The organism is Enterobacter sp. K16B, assembly GCF_020216105.1.
GTDB classification, from domain to species: domain Bacteria; phylum Pseudomonadota; class Gammaproteobacteria; order Enterobacterales; family Enterobacteriaceae; genus Enterobacter; species Enterobacter sichuanensis.
Genome location: NZ_JAIWJZ010000029.1, coordinates 33,075 through 54,093 on the forward strand (window position 1 = coordinate 33,075; position 21,019 = coordinate 54,093).

Genomic DNA, 21,019 nt, shown 5'->3' on the forward strand with positions numbered 1-21,019 from the left:
AGAGCAATTTTAGCCGCTAAAATTTACTGAATCTTTACTGGTTTTATCTGGATTGCATAAAAAGGAAAAATAAAAGTGCCTGAGTTGTCTGTAATTATACAATGGATGAATCAATACCCTAAGACCGGCTGGCTATTGCTGTGTATCTATATTGCACTCGGTGTAGTTCGTCACAGAGTAATTAATGCTGAATCTGGAAGTGTATTTCGTGGACTACTCAATCTTAGGAAGCGACGGCTAGAGCAAATGCTGACACAGCCATATTTAAATAAAAATGCGGTCCGTCTGGCAAAGCGTGAGCTTCGTCAGCGCAGCCTTTATCGGCTCACAGGCTTGTATAATTATCGGCTGCAGGATTTGGCTGTAATAATGTGTGATCGTTATGGGTTGCGGGCTGGTTATCTCAAGCCGTGGCGTAACTGGCTAGAAGAACGGGATGGACGGATTGTGTTCAACAGGAAATGGCATTGTTTTCGCTGGCGTCTTTTTCTGGTAGGTCAGATTGTAAACACAGTTCTACTAATATTATTCATTATGTATATAGTTTCTCATTCTTCGGCCGAAATGATCGCACCGCTTATGTTACTCTTCATGCTTGTATGGTGGTTTCCTTGGCTAATGATCACCTCGGTACCTACCCCTAGGTGGACTCGCGAAATGGAAGTCTATCTTGAGAAATTTAACGCTGAACAGACCATGGTTTAAACTGTTCTTTGTTACCATGCATTCATAGTGAATTGTCAGAGTTTTGGAAGATTCCATCCTACGAGTAATACTCACAAGGTAATTCACATAATAAATAGGTTAAGTCATAAGCTTCTTGACCCTACATGAGAAGACGAATTTTAGCCGCTAAAATTTTGGGCATATTTGGACTTAAATGCCACCGACATGATTCTAATAATTAAGCCAGTACCTAATGAGCCAAGATAAGACAACTGTAAACGCCCCTTGGCTTAGACTTGCTTTCAGGAAAGCGAATGCTTTTTATGGTCAGGGACAAGTAAGGGGATGAGCCATTGCATAACCATAAAATCAATTCGTTCTATGTCATTACAGATCGGCTTCAGTGATTTACTGGTGAGGTAGTATCACTGTGATCCGTTTTGCATAACGCTTACAGCTGCGCTACAAACAATAAACTATAATACTGTATTTTCAAAATCATCAATTTGAAGCAGGGTAATCGCGAAAAACCTCGTAAGTGGCTGGTTATAATTCAATAAAGTGGATGATATTAAGATTTAAACTGCCACCATAATAGCTCGTGGATATACTATTTTAAATATAAAATTCTTTCCTCACAGACGCTAAGGCCTTGGACACAGCCTGCTTTGTCATAGTTGTGTAGTGATTTTTTTCTAAAACCTGTGCGGTGTCAAACTGGTTAAAACCTTGGTGTTTTAATATGATTATTTTTTTCTTAGTATCAGTGAATTTGGAGTCAACCATTCGTCTGGCGATATTCCTAAGTTTATCTAGATCTGCTGGGGTTAAAGTTTGACCCTGCATCCACTCATGAAAATATGTATCAATCAATATATCCCCTGTGTTTGCGTTAGCTTTATGCGGTTTAGCGCATTGCCGTCTAAGCCTTATTAATTCTTTATTGAACTGTTCGAGAGACCGCTTTCCTTGTCTGTATTTGGGATTCCATAGACCATTGGTGAGTTTGGGCCTATGGTCAGAACAATATCGATGACTAAGGACCTGTTTTTCATGAACGGGGAACTCATTATCGTTAGCAACAAATTCTGATATCTCACTGATCAACTTGGAAAATTCGGTTAAATTACCGCAGAACTCGCAATAACCGAGCTTACGCTGTGAATTTATAGTTACTCCTTTTGCAGGAGAGGACTTCTTCGGCCGCTTGGATGCGCACTCACTGACTAATTCAATAAGAGACTCAATCGTAGCGGTAAAGCATTTATCAAGAGAATTTTGTTGATCTAAAGTCAGAACGAAATTACGCAAAAGAAGTCTTTGTGCCTGTACTACGACGTTTAAGCCCACTTTTTTAAGTACATCACTAAATCCTAGATTTACTCCAGAAATGTAGTCTTTATGACTTGGTGGCAGGGAATTTACATAAGCAGCTACTGCTGGATCAATAACTTCCTGTATGAGACGCAGTATTGGATACCTCCGTGAAAATATGGAGTACGGATAACTACGCTCTACAAATAATTTAATTGCAGCTGCAACTGTGAGGTCACAGCCTTCCCAGATAGTAATTTTCATGTCAACCATTTTAGCCAATGAATAGGTTTTAGCAAGTGGTAATGCTTGGCATTGTATAGGCCTGATTGGAAACAGGAGGAAGGCAGATGCAAACAAAGGCACATAGCACGCTCATTAACAGAAAAACACTTCTGGAAATGATCCCATTGTCAGCCCGCACCATTTATAACCTTGAACAGCGAGGCGAGTTTCCTCGCCGTATAGCACTTACTAGCCGAAATGTAGCATGGCAGTTATCCGAAGTAGAACAGTGGATTGCGGATCGTAAATCAGCAATGTTTAAAGCGGCCAGACCCGGTGTTGTTTTAGGCAGGTAACAGCAATGTCATTGAACATAATGGAAGCATTTGAAGCTAAGCCGCAACCAATTGATTACGTCTTGCCTAATTTGGCTATTGGTACTATCGGAGCGATTGTTTCTCCGGGAGGCGTTGGAAAGTCAATGCTGGCATTACAATTGGCTGTGCAGATTACTTGTGGTGTAGATCTTTTAAACTTTGGTGAATATCCGACTGGGTTGGTGGCATATTTACCTGTGGAGGACTCTGAAACCATCGTTCACCATCGTTTATATGCTTTGGGAAAATATCTAACAGCACGTCAGCAGCAGATTGTTGCTGATAAGCTACTTGTCGAACCTTTGGTAGGGAAGTGTCCAAATATTTTCTCGCCAGGTTGGAGCAACTTGATTAATGAGATTTCAAAAAGTAGACGGTTAATAATTTTGGATACTCTTCGCCGTTTCCACCAGGAAGATGAAAATAATAGCGGAGCAATGTCCAAAGTCATTGGAAAGCTAGAAGGTATTGCTGCTGATACTGGGTGTTCGATTATATTTCTACACCATTCAAACAAAGGCGCTGCCACGATGGGGGTTGGTGATATACAGCAAGCAAGCAGGGGTAGTAGCGTCCTGGTTGATAATATACGGTGGCAATCTTATCTGGCAGGCATGACCGCCTTAGAAGCGAAGACGTATGGTATTTCTGATGATGTTCGAGGTCAATTTGTTAGATTTGGAATAAATAAAGCAAATTATGGAGAACGTGCGCCAGATCGTTGGTTACAGAGACATGAGGGGGGAGTATTAAGGATAACGCAACTCAAATCGAAGAATAAAAAACAAATAGCAAAAGAATGTATGTCTTCATGGAGTGGTGCAGAAAATGATAACTGGTAATAAAGTTACACCTACTAGTACAGCTCTGCAGGCTAGAGTCATTCTGTACCAACCAAGTCAACGTCCCTTGGCGCTGAAGGGGCAGTGGATGGAGACTAGTTTTGGTCGTTGTCGAGTTACCGGAAGACTAGGACAACGTCATGCGGATATTGTGGAAACAATGCTCTATGTGGCCGAGAAACGTCGAGAAATTTCTGATGGAGGAATCGAGTTATTAGTAGATCCAGCGAAAGTACGCCGAACTCTATCCGATGCACAATACAGTTATGATCGAATTAAAAAACTACTCGTTGATCTACGAGTGGCAACTGTTGAAATAGTAACACCAGATTTAGAAAAAAACGGTTATTGCATTCTAGGCGGTTTAATTGACCATGTCGTACCCTCACCAATGACCAGACGTAATCCTCTAACTGGTGGTGAACGTAACCTATGGAGAGTACGCTTGGGTGTTGCATTGGTAATGTTGTTGAAGCGAGATTTGCATTTTCATCATGATCCAGGTCCTATTGCTCGTCTCCAGCATGGTATTAGCCAAGCAGTTGCACGTCATATATTAACACATAAGCACGATCCTAAAGGCGGCTGGCATATTGATACATTAATTTTAGCTGTCAGTGGTGAAGGTACTAATAATATGACATTACGTAACTATCGGCGGAGATTAAAAGAAGATAGCAAACAATTTCTAGCGATTGGCATTGAGATACAAAATTCTAGGATAAAACGAGCTACAACGGCCCGGTAGCGTGTCGTTACGGCCCGGCGATGTGCTGTAACGGCCCGCCAGTGTGCTACAGAGGCCTGATTTTTTAACTGGTGTGCAGGTTATTCAGGATCAATCAGTATCTTCAGGCTTTGAAATCACCTGCCTGAGCAGGCGCTTTCAAATCTAGAATCGGCCAAAGGCCGATGGTTGTACGCCAGAAGAAGAGATTACTTACACGTTTGGTATATTGACACTTGAGGTAGATTTTATGACATATGAGGTACGCCCCTAGCTTTAGGCATAGGGAGGCAGATTTTAGCCGCTAAAATCTGCAATGCACATGCTCTGACAAGGCAAGTAAAAAGTGCATCAGAAAATAAAAGACTTCTTACAATATATCGAAACATAAATACAGTTGGTGGACGTCCATTTATAACTACTAAAGGTCATGTTCAAAAGGGAGAAATATAGTTTCCTTGCAAAAAACACATTTGCTGCAGAAATTTACTCGAGTAATCCTATATTAATACGCTAAGAAAACACATTCTGTACACTGAAATACACATTGTCGTGCACAGATATACAACGGCAACTGCAGGGCAGGACATGTAAAGTAGGCCCACCGCTACGGTGTTCCAACTTTACCACTCCCTATTCGCCGCATCGCGACTCAAGGGCGTCCTGCTCTGCGAGGCTGCCAGGCTATCGCCTGTATGGAGAGCTATATGAAAGTTACTCAGACTAGAAAAAATAGTACGCCAATAAAAGTTTATTGTTTACCCGAAGAAAAAATTCTCATCCAAGAAAATGCAGAAGCATCTGGATTAAGTGTTGCCTGTTTTGTTCGTAGAGTTGCAATGGGTTATCAGGTTGATTCTATCGTAGATATAAAACAGGTTAATGAACTTAGCCGAGTAAATGCTGATCTTGGAAGACTTGGCGGATTACTTAAATTATGGCTCGCAAATGATCCTCGAACAGTTGATTTTTCACCCACACTGATAAGAACCTTGCTTGCGAAAATAGAATCAACTCGGCAAGAACTAAGGAACATTATGGATAAAATCTTGGATAAATAATGTGTGGTTTCCTATATACCTGCATCTGTTAACAGACTGAGTGTTAAATATTACTAATCTATTGAAAAAGAGGTGAGCAAATGAATTTAAAGTTCCGAGTGGTTTCTTCACAAAGAGGCATTTTAGCCGCTAAAAAAGCTTTAATAGTTCCTTTCGTGGCGTCCGTCATGGCATTACCGGTGAAGGCCGGAATTCCCGTTATTGATGGCACTAATGTGGTTCAGACCACAATCAGCGCAGTTAACAACGTTCAGGCTGTGACTAAACAAATCCAGCAGTACCAGACGCAGCTGCAGCAGTATGAAAACATGCTGCAGAACACCGTAGCTCCTGCGGCCTATATCTGGGACCAGGCAAATTCAACAATTAATAAATTGTTGCAGGTGCAGGATACTCTTAATTACTACAAGAATCAGGCCGGGAGTCTCGATGCGTACCTGAAACGCTATCAGGATGTTAACTACTACAGGACATCGCCTTGCTTTAACAGCAATGTTGAATGTACCGCGTCTGAAATTAGTGCACTACGTGAAGCTGAACAGAATAGCTCAGGGGCGCGTAAAAAGGCCAATGACGCAGTATCTAAGGTAATTGACGAGCAGCAGAACACCCTGCAGAGCGATGCTGATAATCTTGCCGAATTACAAACTCAGGCAAGCGGCGCACAAGGGCAAATGGAAGCTATTCAGGCGGCAAACCAGCTTGCCAGTGCACAGACAAATCAGTTACTGCAAATCCGCTCACTTCTGGTAGCCCAACAAAACGCTGCAGCAACACTGGCACAGGCTCAGGCAGATAAAGAATCACAACAGATAGCCGCTGATGAAAAAGCGTTAGCTGGAGAGAATACACCAAGCCCGAAGCGAATTTGGTGAGGAAACGCAGAATGAAAGATAATCTTTTGATTGTATTTATTCTGATCAGTTTATTGGCCATATGTTCTTGCGATAAAAATGATAAAGATTGTTTATCGATGCCAGATAATAAATTTGATGAACATAAATACGATAAATGTGCTCTACGGAGTAATAATAAACCAAGCCCTAAACGAGAATGGTAATCATGAAAATAGTAAGTAAGCTCACCTTTTTAGGTATCATACTTTTCTTTTCTATAAATGCCTATGCTGGTCAATTAGATAGTAGCGGGCTACTTGATACTTTATTAGATAAGTTTCAACAAATAGCCAGTACATGGACAGCAGTAATTGCTGACTATGCAAATTGGCTCTTCTGGGGGCTGGTATTAATAAGTATGGTTTGGACATTTGGTATGATGGCGATGCAAGGGGAAGGGTTGACAGGCGTACTTGCTGAAATAGTTCGCTTTTTTGCCGTCATTGGTTTTTTTTATTATCTTTTAATCAACGGCCCATCCATATCGCAATCCATAATTAATTCAATGAGGCAACTTGCAGCAAACGCTTTAGGAATAAGTACTGGTATTTCTCCCTCAAGCATAGTTGATATGGCGTTTGCGATATTAACAAAGGTCAGTTCAGCCGCATCAATTTGGTCGCCAATGATATCCACCATTATGATAACAGTCGCGATAATCGTTTTGGTAGTGATGTCCCTTATAGCGATAAATATGCTAATCATGTTGGTTTCTGCATGGGTGTTATGTTATGCAGGAGTTATATTGCTTGGATTTGGTGGTTCGAAATGGACCTCTGATATAGCAATTAATTACTTACGAACTGTTTTATCGATTGGCCTTCAATTATTCACGATGACATTAATTATTGGGATTGGACAATCATTTATAGATCAATACTTTTCTCTTATTAAAGATGATGTTCCTGATCTTAATAGTCTTATCGTTTTGCTTCTGGCGTCAATTATCCTGTTAGTATTAACGAATAAGCTACCACTGTTGTTATCAGGTGTTGTAGGAGGGGCTTCTTTACAAGGGATTGGTGGATTTGGGGCGGGTATGATTACTGGCGCTGCCGCTACTGCCATCAGCGGTGCTGGAGCAATGGCAATGGGGGCATCAGCTCAAGTCAGCGGCGGAGCCTCTGCATTAAAGGCAGCGTTCGAGTCTGCGCAAGCTGCCATGGCCGAGGAATCTGGTTCAGGCGGTGGAGGCGGTTCGGTGGAGGATTTGGCGGCGGGGAAGATACCGGTTCTGTAGATACTTCTGGAGGCCAACCCTCAGGCAGTTCCGGTGGTTCGTCAGCAGGGAGCGGTTCAGTTAGCGCCAGCGGAGGAAGTCAGGGGTTTGCTTCATTCTCAAGAGCTGGCCGCATGGTAAGCCATATGGGAAGCAGCGTGGCCAACGGAGCTGCTGAGTACCAGAAAATGAAGCGAAGTAGCAATTCTTCTCGTGTCCAACAAACTATTGGAGGGGAGTTGGCGACTCAGATACGTAAGCAAACAGCTACTCATCGGGATAACCGCGAACATGATGATTTTGCCGATGATAGCTTATCGGGTAATAATAAATCTTGAATCACGTGCGTCAGTTAACGAGGTAGCGTGAGCTGACGCTTTCACTGTGCGAACCTTACTCCTGCAACTCAAAGGAAAAACATGTCCAGGACTCCCTATACACGGTTACGCATTGAGGGCTTCCGCAAAGCAGAGGCTTCCCTGAGACTTGAAGGAATGGACCCCAGTGGTACGCCGCTCTATGAGTCCATTAAGGCACGTATTATTTCAGGTGAGCTGACGTATGAGCAGGGGCGTTCAGAGATTCTTACATACTACACAAAAGCAGATACCGCCGGGCCTGTGACAGTGGGAGAGATGCTGGTAGAGGAATTTTTAAAACCGCTGAACATGTCTCATGATGAACTGGCGGAAGCTATGGGTATCTGCAAGCAGTATATTGACGATATTATCTGCGGTTTGCGTCGTCTTACGGATGATGAGGCTCGCGTTCTTGCTGTCATATTTGGTATAGACGATAACTTCTGGAGCAATCTTGGGACGCTGCAAAATTTTCAGTAACAACGAAGGAAATTATCAATCCACTACTACCTAACATGGTCATGATACAGCCGCCCCTCAAGTGTCATGAAAGTTTTAACATCTTTTCGAAGTCTTTTCTCGAAGTTACAATTCTCGCCATGAATAGACAACAGTGCTTTGTGAAACGCTGAGTAGGAGCCTGAATCTGCTATAGAGCCGGGGTCCAATCTGTTAAACTTGCTGCCAAAAATTTCCAAGAAAACCTCGGATATGACATGAGTTCACCGCACACCAGTAGCAGCAGGGCGGTCACATGCCAATGGAGAGCTGTACGCAAATGAACGCCGTAGAAATTGAACAAGCCATCACGGATCTTGCAGAGCAACCCTTTGACCCTATAGAGTTTCCTTATGCTTTTCTTGAAGCCTTTGGTAACAAGGAAACGACCATCAAACGTCTGCGCGCCGGGGCATCGAATAAGTCCGACTTGGGTGGTGTTCTTCAGACAAACAACATCCACATTCTGGCCAGTGAAGGGGGCCAAGTCACACAGATGCTGGCTGCACTTAAGGCCAGCCCGGCAACAGGCAAGGCCAAGGCGAAATTCATCCTTGCCACGGACGGCAAATACTTTGAAGCCGAAGACCTCAACAGTGGTCAGACTGTGGCTTGTGCCTTTAAAGACTTTCCCGATCACTTCGGCTTCTTTTTGCCATTGGCAGGTATCAGCACTATTCGGCAGATCAGCGAAGACGCCTTTGACATCCGTGCTACTAGCCGTTTGAACCGCCTGTACGTCGAACTGTTAAAAGACAATCCTGAATGGGGTACTTCGGGGCGTCGTCATGACATGAACAAGTTCATGGCGCGTCTAATTTTCTGCTTTTTCGCCGAAGACACTGACATATTTATAGGCAAGGGGCGCTTTACTGACACTATTGCGCAGATGAGTGAGCGCGACGCTTCTAATTTGCACGAGGTCATCGCCACGTTGTTTCGTGCAATGAACACTCCACGCGATGAGCGAAGTGTTGTCGGTATTCCGCGTTGGGCTGCTGAGTTTCCTTATGTAAACGGCGCTCTTTTCTCGGGAAGTGAGGAGGTACCGCGCTTCAGCCGTATTGCGCGATCCTATCTTCTACACGTTGGCAATCTGGATTGGACCAAAATCAACCCAGACATATTCGGCTCGATGATTCAGGCCATTACCGAAGACGAAGAGCGTGGTGAGTTGGGAATGCATTACACTAGTGTCCCCAATATACTCAAGGTGCTTAACCCACTATTCCTCGACGAACTGCGGGCGAAACTGGATGAAGCCGGTGACAATCCGCGCATGCTGCTCAATCTGCGCAAGCGTATGGCCCGAATCCGCGTATTCGACCCAGCATGTGGATCTGGCAACTTCTTAGTGATTGCGTACAAGGAAATGCGAGCCATCGAGGCCGAGATTAATCGACGACGTGGAGAGATGGATAATGCCTCTGACATCCCTCTTACCAACTTTCGCGGGATCGAAATACGAGATTTCCCTGCGGAGATTGCCCGTCTCGCGCTAGTTATTGCTGAGTATCAGTGTGATGTGGTGTACCGGGGGCTAAAACTTGCGCTGGCCGAGTTTCTTCCTTTGCGTAATGATAATTGGATTACATGTGGCAACGCATTGCGGATTGATTGGTTGAGCGTTTGCCCTCCGTCCGGAATTGGCGTGAAGTTGCAGGCAGATAACCTCTTTGAGGCGCCTCTCGGTCAAGCAGAGATTGACTTTCAGAACGAAGGTGGGGAGACATACATCTGTGGTAACCCGCCTTACAAAGGTAGCCAAACGCAGACTAAAGAGCAGAAAGCGGATTTGGCTTCGGTATTTGAACCTTATGGTATTTCGTCCAAACAAATCGATTATGTTGGTGGTTGGTTCATGAAAGCTGCTGCCTACGCGCAAGCCACACCAACGGATTCGGCTTTTGTGAGCACCAACTCTATCTGCCAAGGCCGAATTGTTCCTATCCTGTGGCCAGCAATTTTCAAATGTGGCTCCCACATTCGCTTCGCGCACTCCAGCTTCAAATGGACGAACCTTGCTGCACATAACGCGGGTGTAACAGTCGCTATCGTCGGCCTGTCTACGGATGTGAGTAAGACAAGGCTACTTTACGACTTGGACCGCAATGGCCAAACTACTGTACGCGAGGCGACAAACATCACACCCTATCTGAGTGTTGGTGAGGATGTTGTAGTCGTGGGCCAGCGCAAGAGCATATCGGGTCTGCCGGATATGTCTTTTGGCAACATGCCCGTCGATGGGGGAAATCTTTTGTTATCGGCGGATGACGCGGTTTCGCTCGGTTTGAGCAAGCAGGATGAAGAGACATTTCTTCGACGCATCTATGGATCTGCCGAGTTTATTCGCGGAGTAGTACGTAAGTGCCTCTGGATCCCTGATGTAAAATTGTCGCAAGCTTTGGATATTGCGTCTATTCGGGGTCGGATTGATGGCGTTCGGGAAATGCGGCTCAAAAGTAAAGATGCTGGTACGAATGAGTTAGCATCACGGGCTCATCAGTTTCGCGAGATGTATCATGGTGGCAAGCACACGCTGATTCTACCGGGGGTTTCATCGGAAGGGCGCGAGTATCTTCCTGTTGGACTGATTGATAATCATTCGGTAGTCAGCAACCTCGCCTTTGCTCTCTACGACGCTCCGCTCTGGAATCTTGCGCTCATTGCATCTCGTCTACACTTGGTCTGGATCGCCACCATCTGCGGGAAATTGGAAACACGCTACCGCTACTCTAACACCCTAGGCTGGAACACCTTCCCAGTACCAAAACTCACAGAAAAAAACAAGGCTGACCTCACACGCTGCGCGGAGGACATACTTCTGGCGCGTGAGCATCATTTCCCCGCGACCATCGCGGACCTATACGAGCCTGCTAACATGCCTACTGATCTGCGGGCTGCGCATGATCGCAACGACGAAGTGCTGGAGCGCATCTACATCGGCCGTCGCTTTAAGAATGATACAGAGCGGCTTGAAAAGCTATTTGACCTTTATATCAAGATGGCCGCTTCGGCTGCACCGGCCAAAGGCAAGAAGCGTAAAGTGGGAACCAATGCATGAGCAACAAGTTTAAATCAGTACCGTCCGTTTCCGTTACCTATGCACGCAACGGAGCATCGACTAAGTCTAATGCCCTTGGAATGCGCCCTATGCAAGAAAGGGCCTATGAGAGGCGCGGAGAACAATATCTTCTCATCAAGTCGCCGCCCGCCTCCGGCAAAAGTCGTGCGCTGATGTTCATTGCACTCGATAAACTCGAAAATCAGGGGATCAAACAGGCCATCATCGTCGTTCCAGAGAAATCCATCGGTGCTAGCTTCAACGATGAACCACTATCGCAGTTTGGATTCTGGGCTGATTGGCATGTCGAACCTAAGTGGAACCTATGCAACGCGCCCGGTAACGACAATGGTGGCAAGGTAAGATCTTTCGGATCTTTTCTTGAAAGTAGCGACAAGGTGCTTGTTTGCACACACGCAACCTTTCGCTTCGCGGTCGATGCGTACGGCGTAGAAGCGTTTGACGATCGCCTGATCGCCGTCGATGAATTCCACCATGTGTCAGCTAACCCGGATAACAAGCTTGGCCAGCATCTGGGGCAGTTTATCGCGCGTGACAAGACGCACATCGTTGCCATGACCGGCTCCTACTTCCGGGGTGATGCGGAGGCCGTTTTAGCTCCTCAGGATGAGTCCAGGTTCGATACCGTCACCTACACTTACTACGAACAACTTAACGGCTACGAATACCTCAAGCAACTCGACATCGGCTACTTCTTCTACAGTGGCTCCTACGTCGATGACATCTTCAATGTACTCGATCCTGACAAGAAGACCATTATCCATATTCCCAACGTCAATTCGCGCGAGAGCACGAAGGATAAAATCAAAGAGGTGGAGCACATTCTCGGCGAGCTTGGCGATTGGCAAGGAGCGGATCCTGTGACTGGTTTTCAGCTAGTCAAATGCCTCGATGGACGCGTGCTACGGATTGCTGACCTGGTGGACCCAACCAGCCAAGGCAAGATTCAGGAAAGCCTCCGTGCTGCAGAAATGAAGACAGACCGTGATTATGTGGACATCATTATTGCACTTGGTATGGCGAAGGAAGGTTTCGACTGGATCTGGTGCGAACATGCGTTGACCGTTGGTTACCGAGCCAGCCTGACTGAGATCGTGCAGATCATCGGTCGCGCCACTCGCGACGCGCCGGGTAAACCCCGCGCAAGGTTTACTAACCTGATCGCCGAGCCGGATGCTGTAGAGGGGGCTGTCACCGAGGCAGTCAACGATACCTTGAAAGCCATCGCGGCAAGTCTGCTGATGGAGCAGGTACTGGCTCCGCGCTTCGAGTTCAAACCCAAAAAACCAGAAAGCAGCCCTACTCCAGGTTTTGACTATGGTGATGGAGGGTATGACCCGGATAACTGCAATTTTGGTGTTAATGAGCAGACAGGGACGTATCAAATCGAGATTAAAGGACTTGCCGAGCCCAGGAGCAAAGAGGCGGCACGCATCTGCCAGGAAGATTTAAACGAAGTGATCGCGGCCTTTGTGCAGGATAAGCCCGCCATCGAACGAGGTCTGTTCGATGAAGAACTGCTCCCTGAAGAGTTAACACAGGTTCGTATGGGGAAGATTATCAAAGAAAAGTATCCTGAACTTGATGCGGAAGATCAGGAGGCTATACGTCAGCATGCTATCGCTGCTCTTAACCTCACGCAGCAGGCTAAGCGTCTTGCCATAGACGAGAACGATGGGACGCTCAATACTGCTCTGATTGACGGAGTGCGTCGCTTTGCGATGGACGTGCGCGATTTAGATATAGACCTTATCGACCGTATCAATCCCTTTGGTGAAGCCTACGCTATCCTTGCTAAGACGATGAGTGAAGACAGTTTGAAGCAGGTCGCGGCGGCCATCTCGGCCAAGCGTACCTCGATCACACCTGAAGATGCCAAGGTGATCGCCAAGCGTGCCGCTGAATTCAAACGTGAACGTGGGCGCCTCCCATCGTTAACTTCACCGGATGCCTGGGAGAAGCACCTTGCCGAGGGCGCAGCTGCGTTTATGCGTTTCAGGGCGGAGGGACGTTATGAGTAATTCTGATTTAGACGATTTGGCAGCAGAACTTGCCGAGTTTGCACCACCTGAGAAGAAAAAAGGACGTTCAGCCAGCGAGGAACGCATCATAGCCGGTTTTGAAGAAATCCAGCGCTTTACTGAGCAACATGGGCGTGTTCCGCAACACGGCGAAGATCGTGATATCTTCGAGCGTCTCTATGCAGTGCGGCTCGACCGTCTACGCAATCTCCCAGAATGCCGTGCCTTGCTTGAACCGCTGGATCATCAGGGCTTATTGGCTGGAAAGGGCGAAGTAGCGGAGTCTACGGACGAAATCATTGATATCGATAATTTGGCTGCCGAACTGGCTGATGTTACCAGCGAGGACGATATCACAGTCTTGCGTCATGTTCGTGCTAGCGCCGAAAAGCGTGTTGTACAAGGGATCGCGGATCGCAAGCCGTGCGAGGATTTTGATGCGTTCAAACCGCTATTTGAGCAGGTGCGCAGTGATCTAAGTTCAGGGTTACGAGTGACCCGACCATTCGGGCAGTATGCAACGATTGAAGTGGGCCATTGGTTCATCCTGGATGGACAAACGGCTTATGTGGCTGAAGAAGGTGAAGAGTTTGATTCGCCACAGGGGAAGAAAGATGCTCGGCTGCGTGTCATTTACTCGAATGGTACGGAAAGCAACCTACTTCGGCTGTCATTGGTTCGTGCCTTGTATAAAGACGAAACAGCACGCCGAATTACCGATCCAGACATGGGGCCTTTATTCAGCGATGCTCTAGAAGAGAGCGTTCTTGAAAGTGGCACCATCTATGTGTTGCGTTCGCTATCTGATAACCCTTATGTGGCTGAACATCGTGATGTCATTCACAAGATTGGTGTGACTGGCGGCAAGGTAGAGACTCGTATTGCCAATGCTGAACACGATTCCACCTATCTATTGGCGAAGGTCGAAGTGGTAGCTTCATATAAGCTCGCAGGCATCAACCGCACCCGGATGGAAAACCTGTTTCACAGGTTGTTCGCACCCGCTCGGCTTAACATCACCATTAATGACCGTTTCGGTCATCCTGTGCAGCCCGAAGAATGGTTTCTCGTTCCGTTATTCGTCATCGATGAGGCTGTTGCACGTATCAAGGATGGTAGCATTATCGAGTATGTCTATGATCCCATGTCTGCGAAGCTGGTGAAGGCATAAGTATAAATAACCATGGTCGAAGGCTAGGTGTTGACAGGAAAAGAGAGGCATGAAGATATCCAGAACGACTCGAACCGAGTCGCTATTCATCACAGAGGAAATTGCGGCCGAAATGATGGCCGGGGGCTGAAAGCTGAAACCGCTGTGCATTGCGTGAACGGGATATCTGCATCATGTGTTAGTGGGTATGTGTAATGTCTGTCACGAGTTGCCGTGATACGCAAGTTTTGGCCAATTAAACCATTTTCAGTTGAATAAACTGAAAATGGTATTATTCGTGGTATTGCTATGGGTTCCTCATTCAATCGACTGTAATTAAAGGGATTTTTTTTCGTCATTGATATTCGAGTGGGAATGATTTCCCAACCGGAAACGTCTGGTACTAACAGGTTCTAAATTATCTCTAAGCCCGCGAATTGCGGGCTTTTTTTGGGCCATGGCTGGCAATACCATGTCAGGTTAGTGCCAGGAGCGGGCACAATGTAAGGCTATTCATTAAATCCTTATTCGATGCGTTCCACATTTGGATGACGATCGGTTGCGGCTTCATGGAAAATGTCACCCAGCCAGCCGGCAATCTCGCCTTCAGTCATATCGTCTGGAATAGCGATGTCATAGAGTCGAGAAAACTTTCTCTCCGTCAGGTCAGCACGAAATACCAGCCACCGATCATGCTTACGTTGAACGCCAATATGCCTTCCAAAAACGTTATATATTAGCATATGCAATCTCCGATCATGCTAGTGAGTTCCTGTATCTAAGATACATACGTCAGATCAGGCCAGAGCGTAAATCGTATAAATATGAAAGGTCAGCGTCCGCTCCTCGCTAAAAATGCTTCAATCAACTATGGAACAACTGCGTTATTTTAACAATTTGCGATAGTAACTTTATTGATATAGCTTTATTGCTTTTATATTAATTTAAGATTGATATATTTTGCTTAAGGAGGCATGCGTGAACATTACCATCTGCAAACCACACGAATATCCTGATTTAGTTGATATTTTTCTCGAGATGGAAAACTACTATAATCAGGAGCTTTGCTTGTCCAGGAATGACATGACCGCATATCTAAGGGATAAGGTCCTTGCCGTCGACTCTAATACCGAAGTTCACAAAGTGGTTTTTGATGGAGTAATAGCTGCGTTTTCATGTGTATCAGTGATGTACCCTTCACCACGTTTCAGCGGGCAAATGTTTATCAAAGAGCTTTTTGTTTCTGCGCCTTTCAGGAGGACTGGAATTGGTAGAAAGCTGATGAGTTTTATAGCCTGTCGAGCACAAGAGCGTGGGTGTTTACAACTTGATTGGTTATCTATGGCAGCAGACCCATTGGCACAGAAGTTTTATGAGTCTCTCGGTGCTCAAGTTATCAAGAGTGTTAACTATCATCGGGTTTTTGGCACCAAAATAGATGAGTTTGCCCATAGTGCCGACTGAAGTACTCTGGAAAAGATGCACTGTTGATAAAAATAGCATAATGGTAGATCCGCTCCTCGCTCACACTGGACCTAACCGGGATAGGGCCCTTACAATTGCCACCGAGCCGAACTTTCGACGACTGTTTAAGTCAACAAAAAGCCATACGGGGCGTTTCCTGTTGAAACTCAGAACCCTCCAGGGTTTTTCACCCTCATGATGCTTCCACCGCGCCCGGTGCAAAGCTGGCACTCATTAACCAACGGAGATTATCATCTTGAACAAGTCAATACTCGCATACTCTGTGGCCGCGCTGCTGGCCGTGTCCGCCATGGACGTCCAGGCCAGGACCCCCGCCAGGCTCAAGTCTCCAGTCTCGGGCGTGCTCTGCGACCGATATGTATGCGCCAATGACAAGGGATTATCCCGCACGTTGACAGAGACGTATCTCGGTAAGAAGGCTGCTGCAAACGAGGTGTTCACGTCGAGCGATGTCGATCTGACCGAATTCACCTTTGCCAACGGCATTTTTTGCGATGTGAAGGAACGACTGTGCCGAGAAGATCGCTATTATGGCGCGAACGGACAGCGCTCCGGGGCTATATCTAAAAAGTACACAAAGCTGCTTTTTGGCGAATAATGGTGATGAAAAGAGAGCACAGCCAGAGACTGCGTTAAAGGGATATAAGTTATATTTTGTAGTGTATATTATAAATGATGGTGTGATTAACAAAATTAAATTTTATATTAAGGTTTAAATTGCGAAATATTATTCCATTGCTACCCTTTGGCTGAACGTAACAGTGAAGCGGTCTGGTTACGTGAATTCCCATTCACTACCATGAGCGAATAAAGGAATGAAAAACCGCATAATGATTGTCGGCGGCGGCACGGGAGGGACGATTGTCGCCAACCTGCTGGCCAGGAAATTACGGCGTGAAATTGCCAGCGGTCAGGTAGAGCTGGTACTGATTTCCGAATCGCCGGTGCATTACTACAAGCCCGCATTTATGTATGTCGCGTTTAACCTCTTCCACTACCATGAACTGGCACGGCCTGAACGACAGTTACTGAGTCCGGAAATTCGGTTTATTACCGATAAGATTGAAGCTTTCGATTTTAAACAGCGTCGACTCTACGGCGCCAGCAAGCACTATTACGACTGGGACCTGCTGGTTATCGCAACCGGCTGCACGCCTTTCCCCCAAAAAATACCTGGCCTTGCCGAAGCGGGCGACCATTTTTATCAATATGCGGCGGCAAGACAGCTAGCGCATAAGCTCTCCACCATTAAAAAGGGGCGAATATTTATTACCGTCTCTTTCCCGGAAACGCCGAATGTGCCCCACCAGTGCGGCATCGCCCCCATTGAAACCACACTGATGGTTGATGACTATTTGCGTCAGCGTGGCGTACGTAATCAGGTTGAGATTGTTTATACCTATCCGACCGTCGCGCAATTGCTGAGAAACTGTCTGTTCCTGCAGCGTCCGGTGGGGGAGGCGCTGGGCGATATTTTTGCTGCCAAAGGAATACAGCATCAGCGCGGTTTTACCTTAAACCATGTCGATCCTGACAGCAAAATTGCTTATTCCGCCGAGGGCGATTCACAGAACTTCGATATCCTGATGGCCACGCCGCCCATCAGGGCGGTCGAAGCGGTGCGTAACACCGGGCTCAGTGAGGTTCAGAACGGTGAAGGCTGGTTGCCGACGGATCACCAGACGCTGGGCGTCTACGGGTTAAAAGGGGTGTATGTAATCGGCGATACTGTTGACCTGCCGATCAGTAAAGCCGGGGGATCGTGCCACAACCAGGCGCCCATCATCGCGGATAACATTGTGGCGGAGCTGTATGGCAGACCGCCCGGAAGCGGTAACCATTACGATGGACGGGTCCAGGCCGTTGCGCAGATGGGGCTCTGGGCCGGCATGCCGTTGGTGTATGACTATCGCAATGACGTGACCCCCATGCCGGCGACAAAACTCGGTGGCATGCTGCGAAACGGCTTTAACCGCGGACTGTATTGGGGTGTCGTGAGGGGGATGTTCTGATGAGTGAACAGGAACAGTTACTAAAAAGCCTTGCCCCGCTGATGGCAGGCAATCGTCTGAATAATCTGGTTGATCTGCTCGCCGTCGTTGCAGACCTGCTGGAAATGACCGATAACGCGATGGTCGAAAAACTGGCTGGCGTTTTTGAAGATGTGGTCACCGTCGGCTGGGAAGGGGGAACCGCGCTGCGCATGGCGTGGGGGGAGCAAATTAACCGGGAAGGGGGTATCTCGCTTCGGCAGGTGTTCACCGCGCTCAACGATCCTGATACCCGCCGCGGTATCATGCTTTTGCTGCGTGTGTTACAGATTACGGGGCAACGTCTGAATTCCCTCTCTTCCGTCAGTTATTCTGATTGCCCCGAGATAAGGAGTCGTTAATGTCTGGCTGATGCTTTTCAGGCGGTCGGGTATCGGCTATGCATTACCCGGCCCACCAGACTGCACTGGGGCTATTTCTCCCCACTCCCCAACCGATACGCCAGCGCCACCACCAGCGACTGCACCAGGCACAGCGTTGCCGACTGAGATCGAAACGCATCCACCTGTGCCTCTTTCACCACAAAGCAGAGATCGCTGAATGTCGCCAGGGGGCTTATCTGGCTGTCCGTGATCACAATCTGCCGCGCGCCGACGCTGGCGGCGGTTTCGCTGACCATCACGGTCTCTTCCGCGTACGGCGAGAAGCTGATCGACACCACAATGTCGCGCGCCTTAATGCGGCTGATCTGCTCGCGCAGCATCCCGCCCATGCCGTCGAGCAGAATCGGGCGGCATTCGAGGTGACTCAGGGCGTAGGTCAGATACGCGGCGACGCTAAAAGAGCGGCGCAGACCGGCGATGTAGATGGTGTCGGCCTCGGCCAGCAGCTGTACCGCGCGCTCCAGCATCTCCGGCTCGGCGCGGGCGGCCAGCTGCTGCAGCGCCTGCGCGTTTGAACGGGCGAACTCCTGCAGGATATCGAGCGGCGTTTCCGGCACGGCCTCGCTCTCCATCTCGCGGAACAGCCGGGCGCGGTCGCTGTAGCTGGCGGTCTCCTCCACCAGGTTCATGCGAAACAACTGTTTCATTTCGTTGAAGCCGGTGAAGTCAAAGGCGTTGGCAAAGCGGATCAGCGTCGACGGCGGCACATCGGCGCGCTCGGCAATGACAGCAACCGTGTCAAACGCCACGCTGTTGGTGTTATCCAGCACATAGCGGGAGACCTGCTGCAGCCTCTTGCTCAGGCTATCGTAGCGATCGCGGATTTGCTGCTGCAGTTCGTTCAGGCTGGTTGCTGTCGTCATGTTATCCCCCAAATACAGTCTTATGATTCTAAACGCAAAACCGCGTCTTTTAAATGTCGGCCATCCATCTGGCAGCAAAAATGAAACAGAAGCTTCAGTCATTTCCTCGCCCGAAATCCCTTAATAGCGCACGCGGCGTCAGTGATGCTGGCTGTTAACATAAAAATCCATCCTTGATCACAATAATCATCATTTATTTTATTTCAACTTAAAATGGAATATTTGTTTCATATATAGTGTTCAGTACACAGTGTTCAGGTCAAGTCACGTATCAACAGCGAGAGGTTAAGGATGGAGACGGTAGCGAATTTTATTCACGGCGAATGTGTCACCGGTTCAGGCCAGCGCGTTCAGGCGATCTTCAACCCGGCCACCGGCGAGCAGATCCGCCAGGTGGTGATGAGTACGGCACAGGAAACGGAGCAGGCGATTGCCGCCGCGCAGCAGGCGTTTCCGGCGTGGGCGCGCCATGCTCCGCTTAAGCGCGCGCGCGTGATGTTCCGCTTCAAGGCGCTGCTGGAAGAGAATATGGAGCGCCTGGCCCGCCTCATCAGCGAAGAGCACGGCAAGGTCTTCTCCGATGCGGTGGGCGAACTGACCCGCGGCCTGGAAGTGGTCGAATTTGCCTGCGGCATTCCGCATCTGCAAAAGGGTGAACACTCGGCGAACGTCGGGACCGGCGTTGACAGCCACTCGCTGATGCAGCCGCTCGGCGTCTGCGCCGGGATCACGCCGTTTAACTTCCCGGCGATGGTGCCGATGTGGATGTTCCCGATTGCCCTGGCGACCGGCAACACCTTCGTGCTGAAACCGTCGGAAAAAGACCCTTCGCTGGCGCTGGCACTGGCGCAGCTGCTGAAAGAGGCCGGCCTGCCGGACGGCGTGTTCAATGTGGTGCAGGGTGACAAGGAGTCCGTCGACGTGCTCCTGACCGACCCGCGCGTGCAGGCGGTGAGCTTTGTCGGCTCCACGCCGATTGCCGAATACATTTACCAGACCGCGTCTGCCCACGGGAAGCGCTGTCAGGCGCTGGGCGGGGCGAAAAACCACTGCATTTTAATGCCGGATGCCGACATGGAGATGGCGACCAACGCCATTATGGGCGCGGCCTACGGCGCGGCGGGCGAACGCTGCATGGCGCTCTCTGTGGTGCTGGCGGTGGGGGATAACACCGCCGATGACCTCTGCGCCCGGCTGGAAAAACAGATTGCCGCGCTGCGCGTTGGGCCAGGACTGGACCAGACGCCGGAGAACGAAATGGGGCCGCTCATCTCCTCCGCGCACCGCCGCAAGGTGCTGGGCTACATCGACAGCGGGGAAGCGCAGGGGGCGACGCTTCGCGTGGACGGTCGCGGCTTCAGCGTGAAGGGCCACGAGCAAGGCTATTTTGTCGGGCCGACGCTGTTCGATAACGTCACCCCGGAGATGACCATCTATAAAGAAGAGATTTTTGGTCCGGTGCTTTCTGTGGTGCGCGTAGCAGATTACGCCAGCGCGGTGGATCTGATTAACCGCCATGAATATGGTAATGGCTCGGCCATTTTCACCCGTGACGGCGGCTGCGCACGCCGCTTCTGCGAAGAGGTGCAGGCGGGTATGGTGGGCGTCAACGTGCCGATCCCGGTGCCGATGGCATTCCACAGCTTCGGCGGCTGGAAGCGCTCGATTTTTGGCGCGCTCAACGTTCACGGCAACGACGGCGTGCGTTTCTACACCCGAATGAAAACCATCACCGCGCGCTGGCCGGAAATGCAGCAGGAGACCGGCGCGGCGTTCTCCATGCCGACGCTGGGCTGA

19 protein-coding genes and 1 pseudogene are annotated in these 21,019 nt (G+C 48.4%); 17 read left to right on the top strand and 3 right to left on the bottom strand.

Annotation, left to right across the window (positions count from 1 at the left end; all coding sequences use genetic code 11):
• Positions 1–75 precede the first annotated feature (75 nt).
• The gene (locus LDK53_RS07385; protein ID WP_023308176.1) at positions 76–705 is read left to right on the top strand and encodes a hypothetical protein; all 630 of its coding nucleotides are present in this window, start codon (positions 76–78) and stop codon (positions 703–705) included.
• Positions 706–1,281: 576 nt separating this feature from the next.
• Here LDK53_RS07385 and LDK53_RS07390 read toward each other — a convergent pair.
• Positions 1,282–2,253 carry a LuxR family transcriptional regulator gene (locus LDK53_RS07390; protein ID WP_412174823.1) on the bottom strand — a complete coding sequence of 324 codons (972 nt, stop codon included), beginning with the start codon at positions 2,251–2,253 and terminating at the stop codon, positions 1,282–1,284.
• A 77-nt stretch (positions 2,254–2,330) separates the two neighbouring features.
• On the opposite strand from LDK53_RS07390, the gene LDK53_RS07395 reads away from it, so the two are divergent.
• From LDK53_RS07395 to LDK53_RS07445, 11 genes and pseudogenes are all read left to right on the top strand, one after another.
• The gene (locus tag LDK53_RS07395; RefSeq protein ID WP_023308174.1) at positions 2,331–2,561 is read left to right on the top strand and encodes a helix-turn-helix transcriptional regulator; all 231 of its coding nucleotides are present in this window, start codon (positions 2,331–2,333) and stop codon (positions 2,559–2,561) included.
• Between the two features lie 5 nt (positions 2,562–2,566).
• A complete protein-coding gene (locus LDK53_RS07400) occupies positions 2,567–3,424 on the top strand; it encodes a helicase RepA family protein (protein ID WP_032240795.1) in 858 nt (285 codons plus the stop codon).
• Positions 3,411–4,172 (top strand): hypothetical protein, encoded by a 762-nt coding sequence (locus tag LDK53_RS07405; RefSeq protein ID WP_000627836.1) that lies wholly within the window; start codon positions 3,411–3,413, stop codon positions 4,170–4,172. Before LDK53_RS07400 ends, LDK53_RS07405 begins: the two co-directional genes overlap by 14 nt.
• A gap of 686 nt (positions 4,173–4,858) precedes the next feature.
• A complete protein-coding gene (traJ, locus tag LDK53_RS07410; protein ID WP_001588179.1) occupies positions 4,859–5,212 on the top strand; it encodes a conjugal transfer transcriptional regulator TraJ in 354 nt (117 codons plus the stop codon).
• A gap of 80 nt (positions 5,213–5,292) precedes the next feature.
• Positions 5,293–6,087 carry a P-type conjugative transfer protein TrbJ gene (trbJ, locus tag LDK53_RS07415; RefSeq protein ID WP_225285237.1) on the top strand — a complete coding sequence of 265 codons (795 nt, stop codon included), beginning with the start codon at positions 5,293–5,295 and terminating at the stop codon, positions 6,085–6,087.
• A gap of 11 nt (positions 6,088–6,098) precedes the next feature.
• Positions 6,099–6,272, top strand: a complete 174-nt coding sequence (locus LDK53_RS07420; protein WP_001588174.1) for a hypothetical protein — start codon at positions 6,099–6,101, stop codon at positions 6,270–6,272.
• A 2-nt stretch (positions 6,273–6,274) separates the two neighbouring features.
• A pseudogene (gene trbL / locus LDK53_RS07425) lies at positions 6,275–7,665 on the top strand (P-type conjugative transfer protein TrbL).
• Positions 7,666–7,746: 81 nt separating this feature from the next.
• Positions 7,747–8,166 carry a HigA family addiction module antitoxin gene (locus tag LDK53_RS07430; RefSeq protein ID WP_225285238.1) on the top strand — a complete coding sequence of 140 codons (420 nt, stop codon included), beginning with the start codon at positions 7,747–7,749 and terminating at the stop codon, positions 8,164–8,166.
• A 298-nt stretch (positions 8,167–8,464) separates the two neighbouring features.
• Positions 8,465–11,248, top strand: coding sequence for a class I SAM-dependent DNA methyltransferase (locus LDK53_RS07435; RefSeq protein ID WP_225285239.1), 2,784 nt, complete (start codon positions 8,465–8,467; stop codon positions 11,246–11,248).
• A complete protein-coding gene (locus LDK53_RS07440; RefSeq protein ID WP_225285240.1) occupies positions 11,245–13,290 on the top strand; it encodes a DEAD/DEAH box helicase in 2,046 nt (681 codons plus the stop codon). The genes LDK53_RS07435 and LDK53_RS07440 overlap by 4 nt, the downstream gene beginning before the upstream one ends.
• On the top strand, positions 13,283–14,461 hold the full coding sequence (locus LDK53_RS07445; RefSeq protein WP_225285241.1) for a GIY-YIG nuclease family protein: 1,179 nt from the start codon (positions 13,283–13,285) through the stop codon (positions 14,459–14,461). Before LDK53_RS07440 ends, LDK53_RS07445 begins: the two co-directional genes overlap by 8 nt.
• Positions 14,462–14,964: 503 nt before the next feature.
• Here LDK53_RS07445 and LDK53_RS07450 read toward each other — a convergent pair.
• Positions 14,965–15,183, bottom strand: a complete 219-nt coding sequence (locus LDK53_RS07450) for a hypothetical protein (protein WP_032648750.1) — start codon at positions 15,181–15,183, stop codon at positions 14,965–14,967.
• A 235-nt stretch (positions 15,184–15,418) separates the two neighbouring features.
• Here LDK53_RS07450 and LDK53_RS07455 point away from each other — a divergent pair, with 235 nt between their 5' ends.
• From LDK53_RS07455 to LDK53_RS07470, 4 genes are all read left to right on the top strand, one after another.
• Positions 15,419–15,904, top strand: coding sequence for a GNAT family N-acetyltransferase (locus tag LDK53_RS07455; protein ID WP_225285243.1), 486 nt, complete (start codon positions 15,419–15,421; stop codon positions 15,902–15,904).
• 256 nt (positions 15,905–16,160) lie between these two features.
• Positions 16,161–16,523, top strand: coding sequence for a YcgJ family protein (locus tag LDK53_RS07460; RefSeq protein WP_318527749.1), 363 nt, complete (start codon positions 16,161–16,163; stop codon positions 16,521–16,523).
• Positions 16,524–16,740: 217 nt separating this feature from the next.
• Positions 16,741–17,937, top strand: a complete 1,197-nt coding sequence (locus LDK53_RS07465) for an NAD(P)/FAD-dependent oxidoreductase (RefSeq protein WP_225285244.1) — start codon at positions 16,741–16,743, stop codon at positions 17,935–17,937.
• Positions 17,937–18,317, top strand: coding sequence for a DUF1641 domain-containing protein (locus LDK53_RS07470; RefSeq protein ID WP_225285247.1), 381 nt, complete (start codon positions 17,937–17,939; stop codon positions 18,315–18,317). The genes LDK53_RS07465 and LDK53_RS07470 overlap by 1 nt, the downstream gene beginning before the upstream one ends.
• Before the next feature lie 71 nt (positions 18,318–18,388).
• Here the strand turns inward: LDK53_RS07470 and LDK53_RS07475 are convergent, their stop codons facing one another.
• Positions 18,389–19,222: a MurR/RpiR family transcriptional regulator gene (locus LDK53_RS07475; RefSeq protein WP_045284578.1), complete on the bottom strand. Its 834-nt coding sequence runs from the start codon at positions 19,220–19,222 to the stop codon at positions 18,389–18,391.
• Positions 19,223–19,513: 291 nt separating this feature from the next.
• On the opposite strand from LDK53_RS07475, the gene LDK53_RS07480 reads away from it, so the two are divergent.
• Positions 19,514–21,019 carry a CoA-acylating methylmalonate-semialdehyde dehydrogenase gene (locus LDK53_RS07480; RefSeq protein ID WP_225285249.1) on the top strand — a complete coding sequence of 502 codons (1,506 nt, stop codon included), beginning with the start codon at positions 19,514–19,516 and terminating at the stop codon, positions 21,017–21,019.